Source organism: Pseudomonas sp. NPDC087342, from assembly GCF_044744265.1.
GTDB lineage: Bacteria > Pseudomonadota > Gammaproteobacteria > Pseudomonadales > Pseudomonadaceae > Aquipseudomonas > Aquipseudomonas nunensis.
The window spans coordinates 129,127-146,268 of record NZ_JBIUXZ010000011.1 but is presented as its reverse complement, the minus strand read 5'-3'; the positions used below and the strand labels follow the sequence as shown (position 1 = coordinate 146,268).

Here is a 17,142-nt window from a genome sequence, read left to right as displayed (position 1 = left end):
TTTATGCACCCACACTTGATCAAATTACTCAGCCTGTCGGGCCTGACACTCGGGATTCTCGCGGCCAGCGCTGGCGCCCGTGCCGACGATGCAACTGCCAGCGCAACTGCGCCGAAGTTCACCGCCGACCCGTGCTGCAACCTGTGCCCGGAAGCCCACGACGCGAAGAATTACACCACGCGCTATCAACAGAACTTCACCACGCTGGTGCAGGCCCAGGGCGATTGGTTGTTCCGTACGCAAGAAGACTTGCGCACCGAGTTCGACACCTCCCCTGCCGGCTACAAACGCATGAAAGAACTGCACGATGCGTTCAAGAGCAAAGGCGTGGAACTGGTGGTCGTCTACCAGCCGACCCGTGGCCTGGTGAACCGCAACAAGCTGAATCCGGAAGACAAGGCCAAGTACGATTTCGACAAGGCCCTGAAGAACTACAAGACCATGCTCGGCCGCTTCGCCGCCATGGGCTACACCGTGCCGGACCTGTCGCCGCTGACCAACGAGACGCTGCCCGACGCCCTGCCGGCCCACGATTTCTACTTCCGCGGTGACCAACACTGGACGCCATACGGCGCACAGCGCACAGCGAAAATCGTTGGCGAACAAATCAAGAAAATGCCGGCCTTCGCCGACGTGCCGAAGCGCGAGTTCGAGAGCCATAAGTCGGGTCGCATGGGCAAGACCGGAACATTACACAACATGGCCGGTCAACTCTGTGGCACGAGCTACGCGATCCAGTACATGGATCAGTTCACCACTGAGCCAAAAGGCGAAGCGGACGATGGCGATCTGTTCAGTGACTCCGGCAATCCGGAGATCACCCTGGTCGGCACCAGCCACAGTGGCAAGAACTACAACTTCGCCGGTTTCCTCGAAGAGGCTATCGGTGCCGACATCCTCAACGTGGCATTCCCTGGCGGTGGCCTGGAAGGTTCGATGCTGCAGTACCTGGGCAGCGAAGAGTTCCAGAAGAAACCGCCGAAAATCCTCATCTGGGAATTCTCGCCGCTCTATCGCCTCGACCAGGAAACCATCTACCGCCAGATGATGGCGCTGCTGGACAACGGTTGCGAAGGCAAGGAAACACAAATGACCGGTAGCACCACATTGAAGCCGGGCAAAAACGAATTAATGGTCAACAGCAAGAACCTGAACCTGCAAAACGGCAGTCACCAGGTCGACATCCAGTTCGCCGATGCGTCGGTGAAAGTCCTGCAAGCCACCCTCTGGTACATGAACGGTCGCCACGAGGACATCAAAATCGAAAAACCGGAAACCTCCGACACCGACGGGCGTTTTGCCTTTGAGTTGCGTACGGACGAAGACTGGGCCACGCAGAACCTGCTGGCCGTTGAAGTCCAGGGCCCTGAAGCGGGTGCCGCGCCACAAAAAGTCGAAGCGAAAATCTGCAAACGCAACGTGTTCTCCGGCAATGAGCAGCGCACCGCTCAAGCCGGACAATGAGGCTACCTCTTATGACATGCATGCAAACCCGAACTTTGAAAAAGTTACTCGCTCCTTCCCTGCTGACGCTAGCGATGTTCGCCGGCGCCACCCAGGCAGCCGCGCCACTGCGTCCGCCCCAGGGTTACTTCGCGCCGATTGAAAAAGTCAAAACCGGCGACAACAGCGAAGGCTGTGACGCGATGCCGACGCCTTACACCGGCGCCCTGCAATTTCGCAGCAAATACGAAGGTTCCGACAAGGCCCGTTCGACCCTGAACGTGCAATCGGAAAAAGCCTTCCGCGACACCACCGCCGACATCACCAAACTGGAACGCGGCACCAGCAAGCGCGTCATGCAGTACATGCGTGACGGTCGCCCGGAACAACTCGAATGCACGCTCAACTGGCTGACGGCCTGGGCCAAGGCCGATGCCTTGATGTCCAAGGACTTCAACCACACCGGCAAATCGATGCGCAAATGGGCGTTGGGCAGCATGGCGTCGGCGTACATTCGCCTGAAGTTCTCCGACTCGCATCCGTTGGCCAATCACCAGCAAGAGTCGCAGTTGATCGAAGCCTGGTTCAGCAAAATGGCAGACCAGGTCGTCAGCGATTGGGACAACCTGCCGCTCGAGAAAACCAACAATCACTCGTACTGGTCCGCCTGGTCGGTGATGGCAACGTCCATCGCCACCAACCGCCGCGACCTCTTCGATTGGTCGGTGAAGGAATACAAAGTCGGCGCCAATCAGGTGGATGCCGATGGCTTCCTGCCGAACGAGTTGAAGCGCCAACAACGTGCCCTCTCCTATCACAACTACGCCCTGCCACCGCTGTCGATGATCGCCAGTTTTGCGTTGGTCAACGGTGTGGATTTGCGTCAGGAAAACAACGGCGCGCTGAAACGCCTGGGTGATCGAGTGCTGTCCGGTGTGAAAGATCCGGAGGAATTCGAGAAGAAGAACGGCAAGGAACAGGACATGAAAGACCTCAAGGTCGATTCGAAATTCGCCTGGCTTGAACCGTTCTGCACGCTCTATACCTGCTCGCCGGATGTGCTGGCGCAGAAGCACAAGATGCAGCCGTTCAAAACCTTCCGCCTCGGTGGGGATTTGACCAAGGTCTACGACCCGGCCAATGAAAAAGGCAACAAGGGGAGCTAGCCCCCAAACCTGTAGGAGCGAGGCTTGCCCGCGAATTCGGTCTGACATTCACCAAGGATGTCGACTGATACATCGCCTTCGCGGGCAAGCCTCGCTCCTACAGGGAACGCAGCGGGTTTGAATGCAATACACCCCCCGTTTTTTCGTGGGGGGTTTGGGGGGGCCGTTGGCCCTTGACTGTTGGTTAAACATGGAGAGACCGGGATGGTATTTTCATCCAACGTATTCCTGTTTTTGTTCCTGCCGATCTTTCTCGGCATGTACTACTTGAGCGGAATACGCTATCGCAACCTGCTGCTGCTGATCGCCAGTTATGTGTTCTATGCCTGGTGGCGCGTCGACTTCCTTGCGCTGTTCGCCGCTGTCACGCTGTGGAACTACTGGATCGGCCTCAAAGTCGGCGCGGCAGGCGTTCGGACCAAACCGGCCCAGCGCTGGTTGCTCCTGGGCGTGGCCGTCGACTTGTGCATTCTCGGCTACTTCAAGTACGCCAACTTCGGCGTCGACAGCATCAACGCGATGATGACTTCGGTCGGTCTGTCGCCGTTCATCCTGACCCACGTGCTGTTGCCGATCGGGATCTCGTTCTACATCTTCGAGTCCATCAGCTACATCATCGACGTCTACCGGGGCGATACCCCGGCGACCCGCAACCTGATCGACTTTGCTGCATTCGTCGCGATCTTCCCGCACCTGATTGCCGGCCCGGTCTTGCGTTTTCGCGACCTCGCCGACCAGTTCAACAACCGCACCCACACCCTCGACAAGTTCTCCGAAGGTGCCACGCGGTTCATGCAGGGTTTCATCAAGAAAGTGTTCATCGCCGACACCCTCGCGGTGGTGGCCGACCATTGCTTCGCCCTGCAAGCCCCGACCACCGGTGACGCCTGGCTCGGCGCCCTGGCCTACACCGCACAACTGTATTTCGACTTCTCCGGCTACAGCGACATGGCCATCGGCCTGGGCTTGATGATGGGTTTCCGCTTCATGGAAAACTTCAAGCAGCCGTACATCAGTCAGTCGATCACCGAGTTCTGGCGTCGCTGGCACATCAGCCTGTCCACCTGGTTGCGTGACTACCTGTACATCACGCTGGGCGGTAACCGCAAAGGCACGTTGATGACCTATCGCAACCTGTTCCTGACCATGCTGCTCGGTGGTCTGTGGCACGGCGCAAACATCACCTACATCGTCTGGGGTGCATGGCACGGCATGTGGCTGGCGATCGAGAAGGCCCTGGGCCTGAACACCTCGCCACGCAGCATCAACCCGATCCGCTGGGCACTGACCTTCCTGCTCGTCGTCATGGGCTGGGTGATCTTCCGCTCGGAAAACCTGCACGTTGCCGGCCGCATGTACGGCGCGATGTTCAGCTTCGGCGAATGGTCGTTGTCGGAACTCAACCAGGCCAGCCTGACCGGCCTGCAAGTCGCGACCCTGGTCGTGGCCTACATGACCCTGGCGTTCTTCGGCATCCGCGATTTCTACACCAATCGTCCGCCGGAAAAAACCAAGCCTGTGGTGAACGTCGAGGCCGATGGCCCGGCCACCGCAACGCCTGGAATGATCAAAGCCGTACCGGGCGATAACCCGGGCAGCATCCATCAGCCGGGTTACACCGTGGGCGTTGAAGCCACCGTGCAACCGGCCTACTGGTCCGCTGACTGGCCGCGCTACCTGATGCGCACGCTGGTGCTGGTGTTGTTCATCGCCTCGATTTTCAAACTCTCGGCGCAAAGCTTCTCGCCGTTCCTTTACTTCCAGTTCTGAGGGATCTGACCATGACCCGCTCATTACGCATCCTCTACATCGCCCTGTTCCTGGTGACGCTGTTGGTCCTGGGCCTGTGGTCCACGCGCAGCTTCTTCGGGTTCAGCACCAGCGCTGAAACCACGGTGCTGAATGGCCGTTGGACCAAAGCCGTGGAGACGCACTACGACGCCGAGTTCCCGATCAAGCGCCTGGGCACCAACCTCTGGGCCGCGCTGGATTTCAAACTGTTCAACGAAGGTCGTCCGGGCGTTGTGCTTGGTCGCGATCAGTGGTTGTACAGCGATGAAGAATTCAACCCGATCGTCAACGAAGAGCTGAACCTGCAAGGCAACTACGCGCTGGTCGAAGGCGTACGCCAGGAACTGAAAGCCAAAGGCGTGAAACTGGTCATGGCCATCGTGCCGGCCAAGACTCGCCTGTACCCGGAACACCTGGGCGAAGTGAAGCCTTCGAGCATTCACGCCAACCTCTATGAAGACTTCCACGCTCGTGTGGCGGCCGACAAGATCCTCGCCCCCGACCTGTATGGCCCGATGCTGAAAGCCAAGCTGGACGGTCAGCAAGTGTTCCTGCGCACCGACACCCACTGGACTCCGGAAGGCGCGCAAATCGCCGCCGAAACCCTGGCCAAGACCATTGCCGAGAAAACCCCGCTCAGCGGCGAACCGCAAAACTTCGTCACTGCCCCAGCGGAGAAAGTCACCCACAAAGGCGACCTGCGACTGTTCCTGCCGCTGGACCCGCTGTTCGAAAACATGATGCCGGCCACCGAGCCGCTGCAGAAGCGCAACACCGTGGCGGCTGATGACCAGCCTGCTGCTGACGACGCGCTGTTCGCCAACAACGAAGTGCCGGTGGCCCTGATCGGCACCAGCTACAGCGCCAACCCGAACTGGAACTTCGTCGGTGCGCTGAAGCAAGCGCTGAAAAGCGACGTGGTCAATTACGCCGAAGACGGCCACGGCCCGATTCTGCCGATGCTCAGCTACCTGAAAAGCGATGCTTTCAAGAACAGCCCGCCACAAGTGCTGATCTGGGAGTTTCCTGAACGTTATCTGCCTGTGAACAACGAAATCGGTGACGCCGACCCGCAGTGGGTCGCAGAGCTCAAAGAAGCTGGCGTGCGCCAACAAAACGTAGCCGCAAACACTAAATCCGAGACGCCCGACCGGGCGCAAAACTGAAAGAGAGGTACACCATGACTTTCACTACTACTCCTCGCCGTCTCGCCAAGACCTTCGCACTCGTTGCAGGCATGAGCGTGTTGTCGATGTCCGCCTTCGCTGGCGACGCCGCACTCTATGGCCCGACCGCACCGAAAGGCTCGTCCTTCGTACGGATCTATAACGCCGGTAATGCTGAAGTCAGCGCCACCGTCGGCACCACCAACCTGAGCGATGTTGCGCCACTGGCCAGCAGCGACTTCAGCTTCATGCCGGGCGGCGACTACAGCGCCAAGGTCGGCAGCCAGACCCTGCCGGTCAAACTCGCCGGTGACCACTATTACACCCTGGTCAACAACGCCAGCGGCGCGCCACAACTGATCGAAGAGCCGCCGTTCAAGAACAAGCAGAAGTCCCTGGTTCGCGTACAGAACCTGAGCGACAAGGCCCTGACCCTGAAAACCGCCGATGGCAAGACCGAAGTGGTTCCGTCGGTAGCGGCCAAGGGTCGTGGCGAGCGTGAAATCAACCCGGTGAAAGTCAGCCTGGCCCTGTATGACGGCGCCACCAAAGTCGGCGACGTGAAACCGGTTGCCCTGGAACGCGGCGAAGCGGCCGTGCTGTACGTCACCGGCAAAGGCAGCAGCCTGTCGCCAGTGTGGGTGAAACGTCCGGTTTCGACGCGCTAATGAATTCGTCAGGACGGTGATCCCCTGTAGCAGCTGGCGAAGCCTGCGTCCGGCGGCGAAGCCGTCGTAAACCGGTAAATGCGGTCTTTCAGAGAGACCGTGTTGTCTGGATTGACGACGGCTGCGCCGCCGAACGCAGCCTCGCAGGCTCGGCAGCTGCTACATGATCCGGCCTGACTACGGAACAAGAACAAGAGTGAAACGACAGAACGCAGTAGCTCTAACCAATCGATTTTAAGGAGTAACAACATGATTCCGGTAATCTTGTCAGGTGGTAGCGGCTCACGTCTTTGGCCGCTTTCGCGCAAACAGTTTCCTAAACAGTTCCTGGCCTTGACCGGCGAACACACTCTGTTCCAGCAAACCCTGGAACGCCTGGTGTTCGAAGGCATGGACTCCCCGATCGTGGTCTGCAACAAGGACCACCGCTTCATCGTCAACGAGCAACTGAACAATCGCAAACTCGAAGTTCAGCGCATCCTGATGGAGCCGTTCGGCCGCAACACCGCGCCGGCCGTGGCCTTGACCGCGATGATGCTGGTCAACGAAGGTCGCGACGAGTTGATGCTGGTACTCCCAGCCGACCACGTCCTGGAAGACCAGAAAGCCCTGCAACGCGCGTTGGCCCTGGCCACCGTTGCGGCGGAAAACGGCGAGATGGTGCTGTTCGGCGTACCGGCCACCAAACCGGAAACCGGCTACGGCTACATCAAGTCGACCAATGATTCGCTGCTGCCTGAAGGCGTCAGCCGTGTCTCGCACTTCGTCGAAAAACCTGACGTCAAGCGCGCCACCGAATACGTCGAGTCCGGCGGTTATTTCTGGAACAGCGGCATGTTCCTGTTCCGCGCCAGCCGCTTCCTCGAAGAACTGAAAAAGCACGACCCGGACATCTACGACACCTGCCTGCTGACCCTTGAGCGCAGCGAGCAAGATGCCGACACCATCACCTTCGACGAAGCGACTTTCGCCTGCTGCCCGGACAATTCCATCGACTACGCCGTGATGGAAAAAACCCAGCGCGCCTGCGTTGTACCGTTGACCGCTGGCTGGAGCGATGTCGGTTGCTGGGCGTCGCTGTGGGAAGTGAATGAAAAAGACGCCAATGGCAACGTGTCCAAAGGCGACGTGGTCATCCAGGACAGCAGAAACTGCATGATCCACGGCAACGGCAAACTGGTGTCGGTGATCGGCCTGGAAAACATCGTGGTCGTCGAAACCAAGGACGCCATGATGATCGCCCACAAGGACTCGGTCCAAGGCGTGAAACAAATGGTCAACACCCTCAACGAACAGGGCCGCAGCGAAACCCAGAACCACTGCGAAGTCTATCGTCCGTGGGGTTCCTACGACTCGGTGGACATGGGCGGGCGCTTCCAGGTCAAGCACATCTCGGTCAAGCCGGGCGCGTGCCTGTCGCTGCAAATGCACCACCACCGCGCCGAACACTGGATCGTGGTCAGCGGCACCGCTGAAGTCACCTGCGACGAGAACGTGTTCCTGCTTTGCGAAAACCAGTCGACCTACATCCCGATCGCCTCGGTCCACCGTCTGCGCAACCCGGGCAAGATTCCACTCGAGATCATCGAAGTGCAATCGGGCAGCTACCTGGGTGAAGACGATATCGAGCGCTTCGAAGATATCTACGGTCGCTCGACCCCGATCGAACGCGGCGTTTCGGTGAAAACCATCGCGCAGTGATTGATCTGTAAAACAAGAAACCCCCGTCCAGCCCGCTGCGTTTTCCCTATCCGCAGCGGGTTGGGCGGGGGCTTTTTTTTGCCTGGATCTCTCGCAGCCTTTGAGGGCCCCTTCGCGAGCAAGCCCGCTCCCACAGGTGACGCGTTCCAATGTGGGAGCGGGCTTGCTCGCGAAGAGGCCCGACCAGACGCTGAAGATTTAATCCCCATCGCCAACCGCACCCGCGCTTAGGTAGGATGACCCTCTCCCCTCCCGAGGTTGTGCGACATGTTCATCGGCGTCCTGCTGGTCATTACCTGGCTGATCCTGTTGCTGCGCTACCCGGCCAAAGCCTTGCCGGTCTCCGTGGCTGCCGCCATCGGCCTGGGCCTGGTCGCCACGTGGGTAATCTGGCTGGACAATCGCGAGGTCAAGCAACTGGCACGCCTTGAGTTGCGCATCACCTACGCGCCGGAACAGTGCCCGGCGGATCGTCCGTTGCAGTTGACGATGAACAACGGCAACGACGTGCCGCTCACCGAATTGCGCTGGCGCATCGCCGCTTACGCGCCCGGCGACACGGTCAACCTGGCCGACAATCAATACGCCGCCCCGCGTTACCGTGGCCCCGGCGAATTGCAGGCCGGCGCCAATTGGGAAGACTGCTTGCCGCTGCCACCACTGCGTCCCGGTTACCGTCCACAAACCCTGGAGTTTCGCGCCGAGCATTTGCAGGGTAGTTTCTCCGACTGATCCCCCACTTCTTATTGCACAAGGACCGCGCCATGCCCGTTGCGTTGATTACCGGTTGTTCCAGCGGCATCGGCCGCGCCCTGGCGGATGTGTTCAAAACCGCCGGTTACGAAGTTTGGGCCAGTGCCCGCAAAGCTGAAGACGTCGCGGTTCTGGCGGCTGCCGGTTTCACGGCGGTGCAACTGGACGTCAACGATGGCGCCGCACTCCAGCAGTTGAGCGAACGCATCAACCAGCAACATGGTGGCCTCGACGTGCTGATCAACAACGCCGGTTACGGCGCCATGGGGCCGCTGCTCGATGGCGGCGTGCCGGCGATGCAGCGCCAGTTCGAAACCAATGTGTTCTCGATTGTCGGCGTCACCCAGGCGTTGTTCCCGGTATTGCGCAGGGCCAAGGGGCTTGTGGTGAATATCGGCAGCGTGTCCGGCGTATTGGTCACGCCGTTCGCTGGCGCCTACTGCGCCTCGAAAGCCGCGGTGCATGCCTTGAGTGATGCGTTGCGCATGGAGCTGGCGCCATTCGGCATCCGCGTGATGGAAGTCCAGCCTGGCGCCATCAACACCAGTTTTGCCAAGAACGCCGGGCATGAAGCCGAACAATTGATCACCGAACAATCGCCGTGGTTTCCATTGCGCGAGGGTATTCGAGCGCGGGCCAAGGCGTCGCAGGACAAACCAACGCCATCCAGTGAGTTTGCCGCTGAGTTGCTCAAAGCAGTGCAACAGAGCAAACCTCCACGGCTGATCCGCATCGGCAATGGCAGCCGGGCATTGCCACTGCTGGCAACGTTGCTGCCCAAGGGGTTGCTGGAGTCGACCTTGATGAAGCGCTTCGGTTTGAATCGCCAACTCTGAGCGTGGCAAACCGGGTCTATTGGCGCCAGACCGTCACGATCATCATCAGACTGAGCCTCGCCATGGTGCCCATGGCGAGGCTCAGGCCCAGAGACATCGCGGCAACAACTCGATCACACCGCCGGCGCCGCATCCATACAGGTTTGTATACCCGGGTGCTTTCAGTAGAATGCGCGCACTTGAGACTTTCGACGCGTTTACGCCGACTCAAACAGCATGGAATCGCTGGCATTAAAACTGAAGCACGGATTACTTTGCCTTCCCGCTCTTCCCCTGCTCGTTCCATGCGACCTTTATTCAATCGCAGATCAGGGAATATCCATTGAACATTTTCAACGTGCTGCCACTGGCCTTTGTTGCCTTGTTGGCCGGCTGCAGCGCCAGCTCCGAACAGACCACCAGCAAAGAGCCCTCCCTCAACGACACGCTGCCCAAGCTGACCTTGCAAAGTGTGCTGCCGTCACCGTCCAGCAATGAACAGTGCAACGCGCAAATGGACAGCGACATTTTGTTCGGCCTCGGTTTTCAACTGTACGGCGATCAGGAATGGGACACCGCCAAAAGCTGCCTGGAACTGGCCGCGCCGAAACACCCTCGCGCCTTCTGCTATCTGTCGATGATCGCCGGCCAGGACGAAAGCAAAAACCCGGATCAACGCAACAGCGACTCCTTCAATTACATGGCCTATTCGGCGATGCAGAATGACTGGTGCGCAGAATTCGGTCTTTATCAGGCCTACCAATACGGCAGCAGCGGAGCCACGCAAGATCATGCGCTGGCCAGCCGTTGGCTTGAGCGCTCTTCGGTGCATGGTTACCCCGAGGCTCAGAAGGAACTGATCGAGCAGTACGAAGAGCAAGGCAACCTGGTCGCCGCCTACGCCTGGACAAAGATCATGGCCAAGGACGATGACTCGACTGCTGCCGATGCCCTGAAAACGAAGATGACCGCCGCGCAAATCGCCGACGGTGAAAAGCGTTATACCGAGCTCGCTGGCCAGGTCACCAGCAAAAAAGCCATGTTCGCCGAAGCGCGGGAAGAAGACGTCGGCCGTTACTCCGCCGAAATCTATCAAGACTATCCGGACACCTTCAAAGGCCTGTCGTCTGCCGAGCGCTACGACTACGTAAAGCAGTCGATGTACAAAGCCATGGACCTGCCGTTCACCAAGAGTCGTGGTCACGTGCTGAGCTATATCGTGATCAATCGCGCCGCTCTGCTGAAAAAACCTGACGCGAATATCGCGAATGACCAGCGGATCGTCTCCCTTATGGAAGATAAGGAGTTGTCGGTCGCTGAAACCATCGAGCATGGCCTGCTGGTGGTCAACAAGTTCTACAGGTAAACCGATACAGCCGTGGCGAGGGAGCGTGCTCCCTCGTTCCACGCTCGCGGCCGAGTTGCTGGTCATCCTCGGCAAGAGCCAGTAACAGCCTTTGCCCCACGCCGTGCCTGCGCCACGGACGAAACGCCTCAACCGCGATCAAGGAATATCCAATGAAATGCAAAAACCTGCTGCCGCTGGCGTTGGCCGCCGCGCTTGTCGGCTGCGGCACGCCATCGCCAGACGAGACGCTGAACGCCACCCTGCCCAAGCTCAGCCTCAAGGAACTGTTACCGCAAGCCGTCGCCAACGAGTATTGCAACCTCAACTTGGACAGCGATCTGCTCTACGGCATCGGCTACCAGTTGTACAACGACGAAAAGCCCGAACAAGCCCGCAGTTGCCTGATCATGGCCGCGCCCAGCCATGACCGGGCCTTGTGTTATCTGGCAAGCATCGCGGAACACGACACGAGCAAGGACGGCGCCCAGCGCGATCAGGAAGCCTTCATCTATATGGCGTATTCCGCAGTCAGAAATGACTCGTGCGCCGAGTTCAGCATGTTCCAGAACTTTGCCTACGGCATGCGCGGACAGACGCCGGACACCGACCTCGGTTTGCGTTGGCTGGAACGCTCCGCACGCCATGGCGATCCGGACGCCCAGCAAACCATGATTCGAATACACACCAACAAAGCCAATCTGCCCGAAGCCTACAGTTGGGCCAGAGTCCTCGACGACAAGGCACAGATCGACTCGCTGAAACAACGAATGAACCCGCAGCAACTCAGCGAAGGAGAAAAAGGTTACGAGCAACTGAGCAAAAAAGTGACCAGCAACGACGAGGTGCGTAAAGAGGCGCGAGAGGAAAACATCGCGGTGTACTCGGCGAACCTCCATATGCAGTTCCCCGACACCTTCAAGGGATTGTCGCCGATAGATCGCCATGCCTTTATGGAGAACGCACTGGCCACAGTGAGTGCTCGTCCCGAGTTCACCACCCGTGATCAGCTTTACGCGTATGTGATCATTTCACGACAGGCTCAGTTGCACAGCAGCAATGCCGACGTCCTGAAAAATCCGCAGGTCATGGCGCTGCTCAGTGACAAAGAACTGGACGTGGCAGATGCAGTGAAGAAGGCCGAAGTCATCCTCAGCCAGGCGCAACTGTAAGACGCCTTACCAACGAAGAGACCCGGGCAAACACAAACCCTGTAGGAGCGAGGCTTGCCCGCGAAGAGGCCAGAACAACCACCACAAAACCTCAACCCCACCCCTTCATGAAATCAATAAACGCCCGCACCTTCAGCGGCAGATGCCGAGTGTCCGGGTACAGCGCATACACCCCCTGCTGCGCGAATCGATGATCCGCCAACAAGCGCTGTAACCGCCCCGCGTCCAGATCTTCTTGAATCAGCCACTGCGGCAGAATCGCCACACCCTGCCCGGACAACGCAAAGGCCCGCAGCGTCGCCGAGTTGTCGGCGACAATCGCGGTTTTCCCCGGTTTGGGTTGGTACAGATACTCCGTCCCGGCCGGGTCGTTCACCGTCAGTTCAGGCACTCGTCCATGCCCCAACGTCGGCAACGATTCCAATGCCGGCAGCGTATCGACCGTCCCGAAACGCTCGACCAACCCCGGCGCCGCCACCGCAAAAATCTCGAACGTCGACAACTGCACTGCCCGCAGATTGGAATCGAGCATCCGGCCCAATCGGATCGCCACGTCGAAACGCTCGGAAATCAGATCGGCGTGGGTCGAGGAGGTGGATAAGTGGATGCTCAACTGCGGATGCTGCTCACGAAACACACCCAGCGCGGGCACCACCTGAGCCAGGGCAAACTCCACCGTGGTGGTAATCCGCAGCGTGCCCTTGAGCTGTGAATGTTCGGAACGGGCTTCCTCGATGGCCAGTTGGGCCTCGTCCAGGGTGCGCAAGCAGCGCCGATAAAAACGCTCGCCGGCATCGGTCAACGCCAATTGCCGGGTGCTGCGGGTCAGCAAGGTCACGCCCAGCTCTTCCTCCAGGCGCTTGAGGTTGAAACTCACCACCGCGCGGGTCTGCCCCAACGTCTCGGCCGCTGCGGTCAACGACCCGGCCTCGACCACGGCTTTGAAAGTGTCAAAACGGTCCAGGCTGACCATGCTCGCGGCACTCATTTGTCAAAATAATTTTGACAAACTAGCAGGCAAACCAGCGTTTTCCTAACGCCGCAAGCGCCCTACCCTGCACGCCTTATTACAGGGAAAGTGGCCATGGCCTATCGCTCGAAAGTCGCGCTGGTGTATTTGCTGGGGTTCGCCCTCGACTTGCTGAACATGTTCGTGGCCACCATCGCCTACCCCGACATTGCCCGGGAATTAGACGCTTCGGTGACCGAACTGGCGTGGATCAGCAACGCCTACATGCTCGGGCTGACGCTGATCATTCCGATGAGCGTGTGGCTGGCGGCGCGGCTCGGTGAGCGGCGGCTGATCCTCGGTTCGCTGCTGGTGTTCGGGATCGCTTCGGGGTTGGTGGCGCAGGCCGGATCGATTGAAAGCCTGATCGGCTGGCGATTGCTGCAAGGGCTCGGTGGCGGGTTGCTGCTTCCGGTCGGCCAGGCCTTGGCCTATCGGCAGTTTCCTCCGGCCCAGCGTGCGCATTTCACGGGTGTGGTGCTGCTGGTGGCGCTGATGGTGCCCGCGCTGTCGCCGGCGGCCGGCGGGTTGATCGTCGAGGCGTTGTCCTGGCGCTGGATTTTCTACCTGAACGTGCCGCTGGCGCTGCTCGCACTCAGCCTCGCCGCGCTGTGGCTGAAACCCGATCAAGCCACCAGTGAACGCCCGACACTCGATGCTCGCGGCCTGCTACTCGCCGTCTCGGCCCTGAGTCTGTTGTTGATTGCCCTGAGCCTGTTGAGTGAGCCGGACACTCGTCTTCTCGGCGTGCTCGGACTGATCGCCAGCGCGGCAATGGCGGCGCTGTACCTGCGCGACGGCTGGCGAAAACCCGCAGCAATCCTCGACCTGCAACTGATGAAGAATCAATCACTGCGCACAGCGATGCTGATCTACCTCTGTGTGCCCGGCATCTTTACCGGCACCCACCTGATTGCCGTGTTGTACCTGCACGACCTCGGTCTCGGCGCAGCGCAAATCGGCGCGTTGATGTTGCCGTGGGCGGCGGGCTCGGGTGTGGCGATCCTGTTGGGCAAACGCAACTTCAACCGCATCGGACCCAAGCCGTTACTGATCACCGGCATGCTGTTGCAGTGCCTGGGCATCCTCTTGCTGACACGCGCCGCACAGCCCGTCGGCCCGTTGCTGATCATCGCTTACGCAGTGATGGGCCTGGGCGGCAGCCTGTGCAGCGTCACCGCCCAGACCTTGGCGTTTGTCGGCATCGCGCCTGAAAAAATGGGCCACGCCAGCGCCCTGTGGAACATCAATCGCCAACTCGGTTTCTGCCTCGGCGCGGCGCTGTTGAGTTCATTACTCGGCGCGTTGGGCGCACAAGGTTTCAACTACTGCTTCCTCGCGGCGGCACTGCTGACCGTGATGCCAATGGCCGCCGTCCTGCGTCTAGATTCAACGAAAATCCTCGCTCTGCTCACTTCACCTGCCCTTCAGGAAAAATCCGTATGACTGACTACACCGACTACTTTGACGAAGTGATCCAGGCCCACGTGGCCATCGAACAATGGTTCGCCCAGGAACAAGACGAAACTGCACTGGATAGTTTGCTGGCGCGTTTTTCCCCGCAGTTTTCCATGGTTTCACCCTTGGGGCGGGTGTTGGATCTTGAGGCCTTGCGGGGGTTGTTTCGGATGGCAGGCGGGAAGAAGAACGGGTTCAATATCGAACTCAGCGAGATGTGCGGGATTGCCCTGCACGAACGCGGCGCGACGGTGAGTTATCGCGAGCAACAGACCGATGCGACAGGGTTGCACTCGGATCGACGGTCGACGGCAGTGTTTGAAAAACTCGAATCCGGGCGGGTGGTTTGGCGGCATTTGCAGGAGACGTTTTACCAAGGCTGACGCAACCGCCAGCGCCCGTGCATCCATGGCTCATTGCCTGGTTGTTGTCTGAGGCAATACCCGTAGAATGCGCGCACTCAATCGCATGGAAGCGCTGGCACATTGGAGCAAGGAACGGCTGAAATTCACCCTCCGCCCTTCTCCTGAAAATCCAGGCTCCCTCCTTTGCGCAATTGCACCTCAGGGAACTGTCATTGAAATTCAATAATGTGCTGCCATTGGCAATAGTCGCCTTGCTTGTTGGCTGTGATGCTTTGTCACCGGACGAGAAGCTGAACAAAGAGCTGCCCAACTTAAGTATCCAGGAGCTATTGCCCAAGCCCGTTGCCAACCAATACTGCAAGCCAGGCATGGACAGCGAACTTCTGTATGGCTTAGGCAGCATGCAATACGATGAAGACGAACGTCTTTATGGCATAGGACGTGTGCTGATCGAAAGCAAGGAACTGCAAATGGCCAAGAACTGTATGATCATGGCCGCCCCGGAGTACACCCGAAGTCTTTGCTTTCTGGCAGGTATGGTTGGCAGTAGGCCAAGTCCGGAAAACAATCGCGAAGCTTTCAATTACCTGGCTTACGCGGCATCAAAAAATGAGTCCTGCGCAGAATCGAGTCTGTCCGACGTCTACATCGTCGGCAAGTTGGACCAGGAACAGGACAAGACTTTGGGCATGCGCTGGTTGGAACGCGCCGCACGGCATGGCGACTTCGATTCACGACAAGATTTGATCAGTTTGAGCAGCGAGCAGGGCAATATGCCCGTCGCCTATGCTTGGGCGAGAATTCAGGATGACGCAGAAAAGATCGCCGCACTAAAAATAAATATGAATCCCGGACAAATCGCTGAAGGCGATCGGCACTACAACCAACTGCTCAGCCAAATCACCAGCCAGGAAGTCTTGAAACAGGCGCATCGCAAAGAACAAATCGCGCTGCATTCGGCGGACGTTTACATCAATCATCCAGAGGCGTTCGAGGGCATGTCCCCCGTGGAGCGTCGTGCCCTCATGGCCAGTGTTGTGGATACATTGAGCCTCTACCCGGACTTCACCAAACGCCAGCAACTTTACGCTTACGTGCTGATCGCCAGACGCACGCAATCCACTGGCCCAGCTGTGGATCTATGGCAGAACCCGGCAGTGCGTGCGGTGCTGAACGATAAAAAAATGAACATCGATGAAGTTGTGGCCAAGGCCTTGGCTATCTTGGCCAAGAATAGTAAATAACACCGGAACCTGGATCGTCGGCGGTGTTTGAAAAACTCGAATCCGGGCGGGTGGTTTGGCGGCATTTGCAGGAGACGTTTTGCAGTTGAATGGCCCCAAAAGATCGCAGTCTTCGGCAGCTCCAGGGTTTTGTACATACCAGTAGGAGCTGCCGAAGGCTGCGATCTTTTGATCTTCCGCTTACTCGGCAATTGCCTGCTTCACCACCACCGTGCAGGTAATCCCCGCCGCCAACAGCACGCCCTCCGGCACTTCATCAATGTGAATCCTGACCGGCACGCGCTGGGCCAACCGCACCCAGTTGAACGTCGGGTTCACATCGGCAATCAGCTCACGACTTTCCGGGTTATCGCGGTCGTAGATGCCGCGGGAAATACTCTCCACATGCCCCTTGAGTACTTCGCCGCTCATCAGTTGCATATCAGCCTTATCGCCCACTCGCACATGCGGCAATTTGGTTTCTTCGAAGAAGCCATAGACCCAGAACGAGTTCATATCGACCACGGCCATTTTCGCTTCGCCGATGCGCGCGTAATCACCGCGATGCACGTTGAGGTTGGTCACGTAACCGTCCACGGCGGCGCGAACTTCGGTGCGTTTGAGGTTGAGTTCGGCAGCTTCCAGTTGCGCCTGCGCGTGTTGGTAGTCGGCCAGGGCCGAGTCGGCGATGTTGCTCGCGTCGTCGCGGTTTTCCTTGGAAATCACCAGCGCGTCCATGTCGGCGCGGCGATGGGCGTTGACCTTGCGCATCTCCCACGTGGCCTTGCGCGAAGCCACTAATGATTGCGCCTGCTTGACCGCGATGCGGTAGTGCTCGGGGTCGATCTGCATCAGCAAATCGCCCTTCTTCACCAACTGGTTGTCACGCACCGGCACGGCGACCACTTCGCCGGTGACGTCGGCGGCGACGTTGATGATGTCGGCGCGCACGCGACCGTCGCGGGTCCACGGCGTGTCCATGTAATGCACCCACAGGGTCCGGCCGATCCATATCGCGAGGGCCAGTACCAGCAGGGTCGCGAGCAGGCTGAAAAGCTTTTTCATCA

The 17,142-nt window shown here is 58.9% G+C and carries 15 protein-coding genes; 13 read left to right on the top strand and 2 right to left on the bottom strand.

Going from position 1 to position 17,142, the window contains the following annotated elements; genetic code table 11:
- Positions 1-3 precede the first annotated feature (3 nt).
- The 10 genes from ACIOYV_RS21325 to ACIOYV_RS21280 all read left to right on the top strand — a co-directional run bounded on the left by ACIOYV_RS21325 (position 4) and on the right by ACIOYV_RS21280 (position 12,020).
- Positions 4-1,464 carry an alginate O-acetyltransferase gene (locus ACIOYV_RS21325; RefSeq protein ID WP_401326783.1) on the top strand — a complete coding sequence of 487 codons (1,461 nt, stop codon included), beginning with the start codon at positions 4-6 and terminating at the stop codon, positions 1,462-1,464.
- A gap of 11 nt (positions 1,465-1,475) precedes the next feature.
- The gene (locus ACIOYV_RS21320) at positions 1,476-2,609 is read left to right on the top strand and encodes a mannuronate-specific alginate lyase (protein ID WP_082356679.1); all 1,134 of its coding nucleotides are present in this window, start codon (positions 1,476-1,478) and stop codon (positions 2,607-2,609) included.
- 204 nt (positions 2,610-2,813) lie between these two features.
- On the top strand, positions 2,814-4,379 hold the full coding sequence (locus tag ACIOYV_RS21315) for an MBOAT family protein (RefSeq protein WP_054049733.1): 1,566 nt from the start codon (positions 2,814-2,816) through the stop codon (positions 4,377-4,379).
- A gap of 11 nt (positions 4,380-4,390) precedes the next feature.
- Positions 4,391-5,566, top strand: coding sequence for an alginate O-acetyltransferase (locus ACIOYV_RS21310; RefSeq protein ID WP_163908554.1), 1,176 nt, complete (start codon positions 4,391-4,393; stop codon positions 5,564-5,566).
- 14 nt (positions 5,567-5,580) lie between these two features.
- A complete protein-coding gene (locus ACIOYV_RS21305; protein ID WP_054049737.1) occupies positions 5,581-6,234 on the top strand; it encodes an alginate O-acetyltransferase AlgF in 654 nt (217 codons plus the stop codon).
- Between the two features lie 249 nt (positions 6,235-6,483).
- The gene (locus ACIOYV_RS21300; protein ID WP_054616081.1) at positions 6,484-7,935 is read left to right on the top strand and encodes a mannose-1-phosphate guanylyltransferase/mannose-6-phosphate isomerase; all 1,452 of its coding nucleotides are present in this window, start codon (positions 6,484-6,486) and stop codon (positions 7,933-7,935) included.
- Between the two features lie 267 nt (positions 7,936-8,202).
- Positions 8,203-8,667 carry a hypothetical protein gene (locus ACIOYV_RS21295; RefSeq protein ID WP_054049742.1) on the top strand — a complete coding sequence of 155 codons (465 nt, stop codon included), beginning with the start codon at positions 8,203-8,205 and terminating at the stop codon, positions 8,665-8,667.
- A gap of 32 nt (positions 8,668-8,699) precedes the next feature.
- On the top strand, positions 8,700-9,524 hold the full coding sequence (locus ACIOYV_RS21290) for an SDR family oxidoreductase (protein WP_401326776.1): 825 nt from the start codon (positions 8,700-8,702) through the stop codon (positions 9,522-9,524).
- 322 nt (positions 9,525-9,846) lie between these two features.
- Positions 9,847-10,869: a sel1 repeat family protein gene (locus ACIOYV_RS21285; protein ID WP_401326773.1), complete on the top strand. Its 1,023-nt coding sequence runs from the start codon at positions 9,847-9,849 to the stop codon at positions 10,867-10,869.
- Positions 10,870-11,021: 152 nt separating this feature from the next.
- Positions 11,022-12,020 (top strand): hypothetical protein, encoded by a 999-nt coding sequence (locus ACIOYV_RS21280; RefSeq protein WP_401326770.1) that lies wholly within the window; start codon positions 11,022-11,024, stop codon positions 12,018-12,020.
- Positions 12,021-12,111: 91 nt separating this feature from the next.
- Here ACIOYV_RS21280 and ACIOYV_RS21275 read toward each other — a convergent pair whose 3' ends face one another.
- A complete protein-coding gene (locus ACIOYV_RS21275) occupies positions 12,112-12,993 on the bottom strand; it encodes a LysR family transcriptional regulator (protein ID WP_401326767.1) in 882 nt (293 codons plus the stop codon).
- Between the two features lie 111 nt (positions 12,994-13,104).
- Between ACIOYV_RS21275 and ACIOYV_RS21270 the strand changes: the two genes are divergently transcribed.
- The 3 genes from ACIOYV_RS21270 to ACIOYV_RS21260 all read left to right on the top strand — a co-directional run bounded on the left by ACIOYV_RS21270 (position 13,105) and on the right by ACIOYV_RS21260 (position 16,096).
- Positions 13,105-14,475: an MFS transporter gene (locus tag ACIOYV_RS21270; protein ID WP_401326764.1), complete on the top strand. Its 1,371-nt coding sequence runs from the start codon at positions 13,105-13,107 to the stop codon at positions 14,473-14,475.
- Positions 14,472-14,870 (top strand): DUF4440 domain-containing protein, encoded by a 399-nt coding sequence (locus ACIOYV_RS21265; RefSeq protein ID WP_401326761.1) that lies wholly within the window; start codon positions 14,472-14,474, stop codon positions 14,868-14,870. Before ACIOYV_RS21270 ends, ACIOYV_RS21265 begins: the two co-directional genes overlap by 4 nt.
- Before the next feature lie 194 nt (positions 14,871-15,064).
- Positions 15,065-16,096, top strand: a complete 1,032-nt coding sequence (locus tag ACIOYV_RS21260; RefSeq protein WP_401326758.1) for a sel1 repeat family protein — start codon at positions 15,065-15,067, stop codon at positions 16,094-16,096.
- A 180-nt stretch (positions 16,097-16,276) separates the two neighbouring features.
- Here ACIOYV_RS21260 and ACIOYV_RS21255 read toward each other — a convergent pair whose 3' ends face one another.
- Positions 16,277-17,140, bottom strand: a complete 864-nt coding sequence (locus ACIOYV_RS21255; protein ID WP_401326755.1) for an efflux RND transporter periplasmic adaptor subunit — start codon at positions 17,138-17,140, stop codon at positions 16,277-16,279.
- Positions 17,141-17,142 lie beyond the last annotated feature (2 nt).

Bases quoted from the DNA above. Each gene is read 5' to 3' on its own strand.
- ACIOYV_RS21325 (WP_401326783.1), top strand. From the start codon at position 4: ATGCACCCACACTTGATCAAATTACTCAGCCTGTCGGGCCTGACACTC.
- ACIOYV_RS21320 (WP_082356679.1), top strand. From the start codon at position 1,476: ATGACATGCATGCAAACCCGAACTTTGAAAAAGTTACTCGCTCCTTCC.
- ACIOYV_RS21315 (WP_054049733.1), top strand. From the start codon at position 2,814: ATGGTATTTTCATCCAACGTATTCCTGTTTTTGTTCCTGCCGATCTTT.
- ACIOYV_RS21310 (WP_163908554.1), top strand. From the start codon at position 4,391: ATGACCCGCTCATTACGCATCCTCTACATCGCCCTGTTCCTGGTGACG.
- ACIOYV_RS21305 (WP_054049737.1), top strand. From the start codon at position 5,581: ATGACTTTCACTACTACTCCTCGCCGTCTCGCCAAGACCTTCGCACTC.
- ACIOYV_RS21300 (WP_054616081.1), top strand. From the start codon at position 6,484: ATGATTCCGGTAATCTTGTCAGGTGGTAGCGGCTCACGTCTTTGGCCG.
- ACIOYV_RS21295 (WP_054049742.1), top strand. From the start codon at position 8,203: ATGTTCATCGGCGTCCTGCTGGTCATTACCTGGCTGATCCTGTTGCTG.
- ACIOYV_RS21290 (WP_401326776.1), top strand. From the start codon at position 8,700: ATGCCCGTTGCGTTGATTACCGGTTGTTCCAGCGGCATCGGCCGCGCC.
- ACIOYV_RS21280 (WP_401326770.1), top strand. From the start codon at position 11,022: ATGAAATGCAAAAACCTGCTGCCGCTGGCGTTGGCCGCCGCGCTTGTC.
- ACIOYV_RS21275 (WP_401326767.1), bottom strand. From the start codon at position 12,993: ATGGTCAGCCTGGACCGTTTTGACACTTTCAAAGCCGTGGTCGAGGCC.
- ACIOYV_RS21270 (WP_401326764.1), top strand. From the start codon at position 13,105: ATGGCCTATCGCTCGAAAGTCGCGCTGGTGTATTTGCTGGGGTTCGCC.
- ACIOYV_RS21265 (WP_401326761.1), top strand. From the start codon at position 14,472: ATGACTGACTACACCGACTACTTTGACGAAGTGATCCAGGCCCACGTG.
- ACIOYV_RS21255 (WP_401326755.1), bottom strand. From the start codon at position 17,140: ATGAAAAAGCTTTTCAGCCTGCTCGCGACCCTGCTGGTACTGGCCCTC.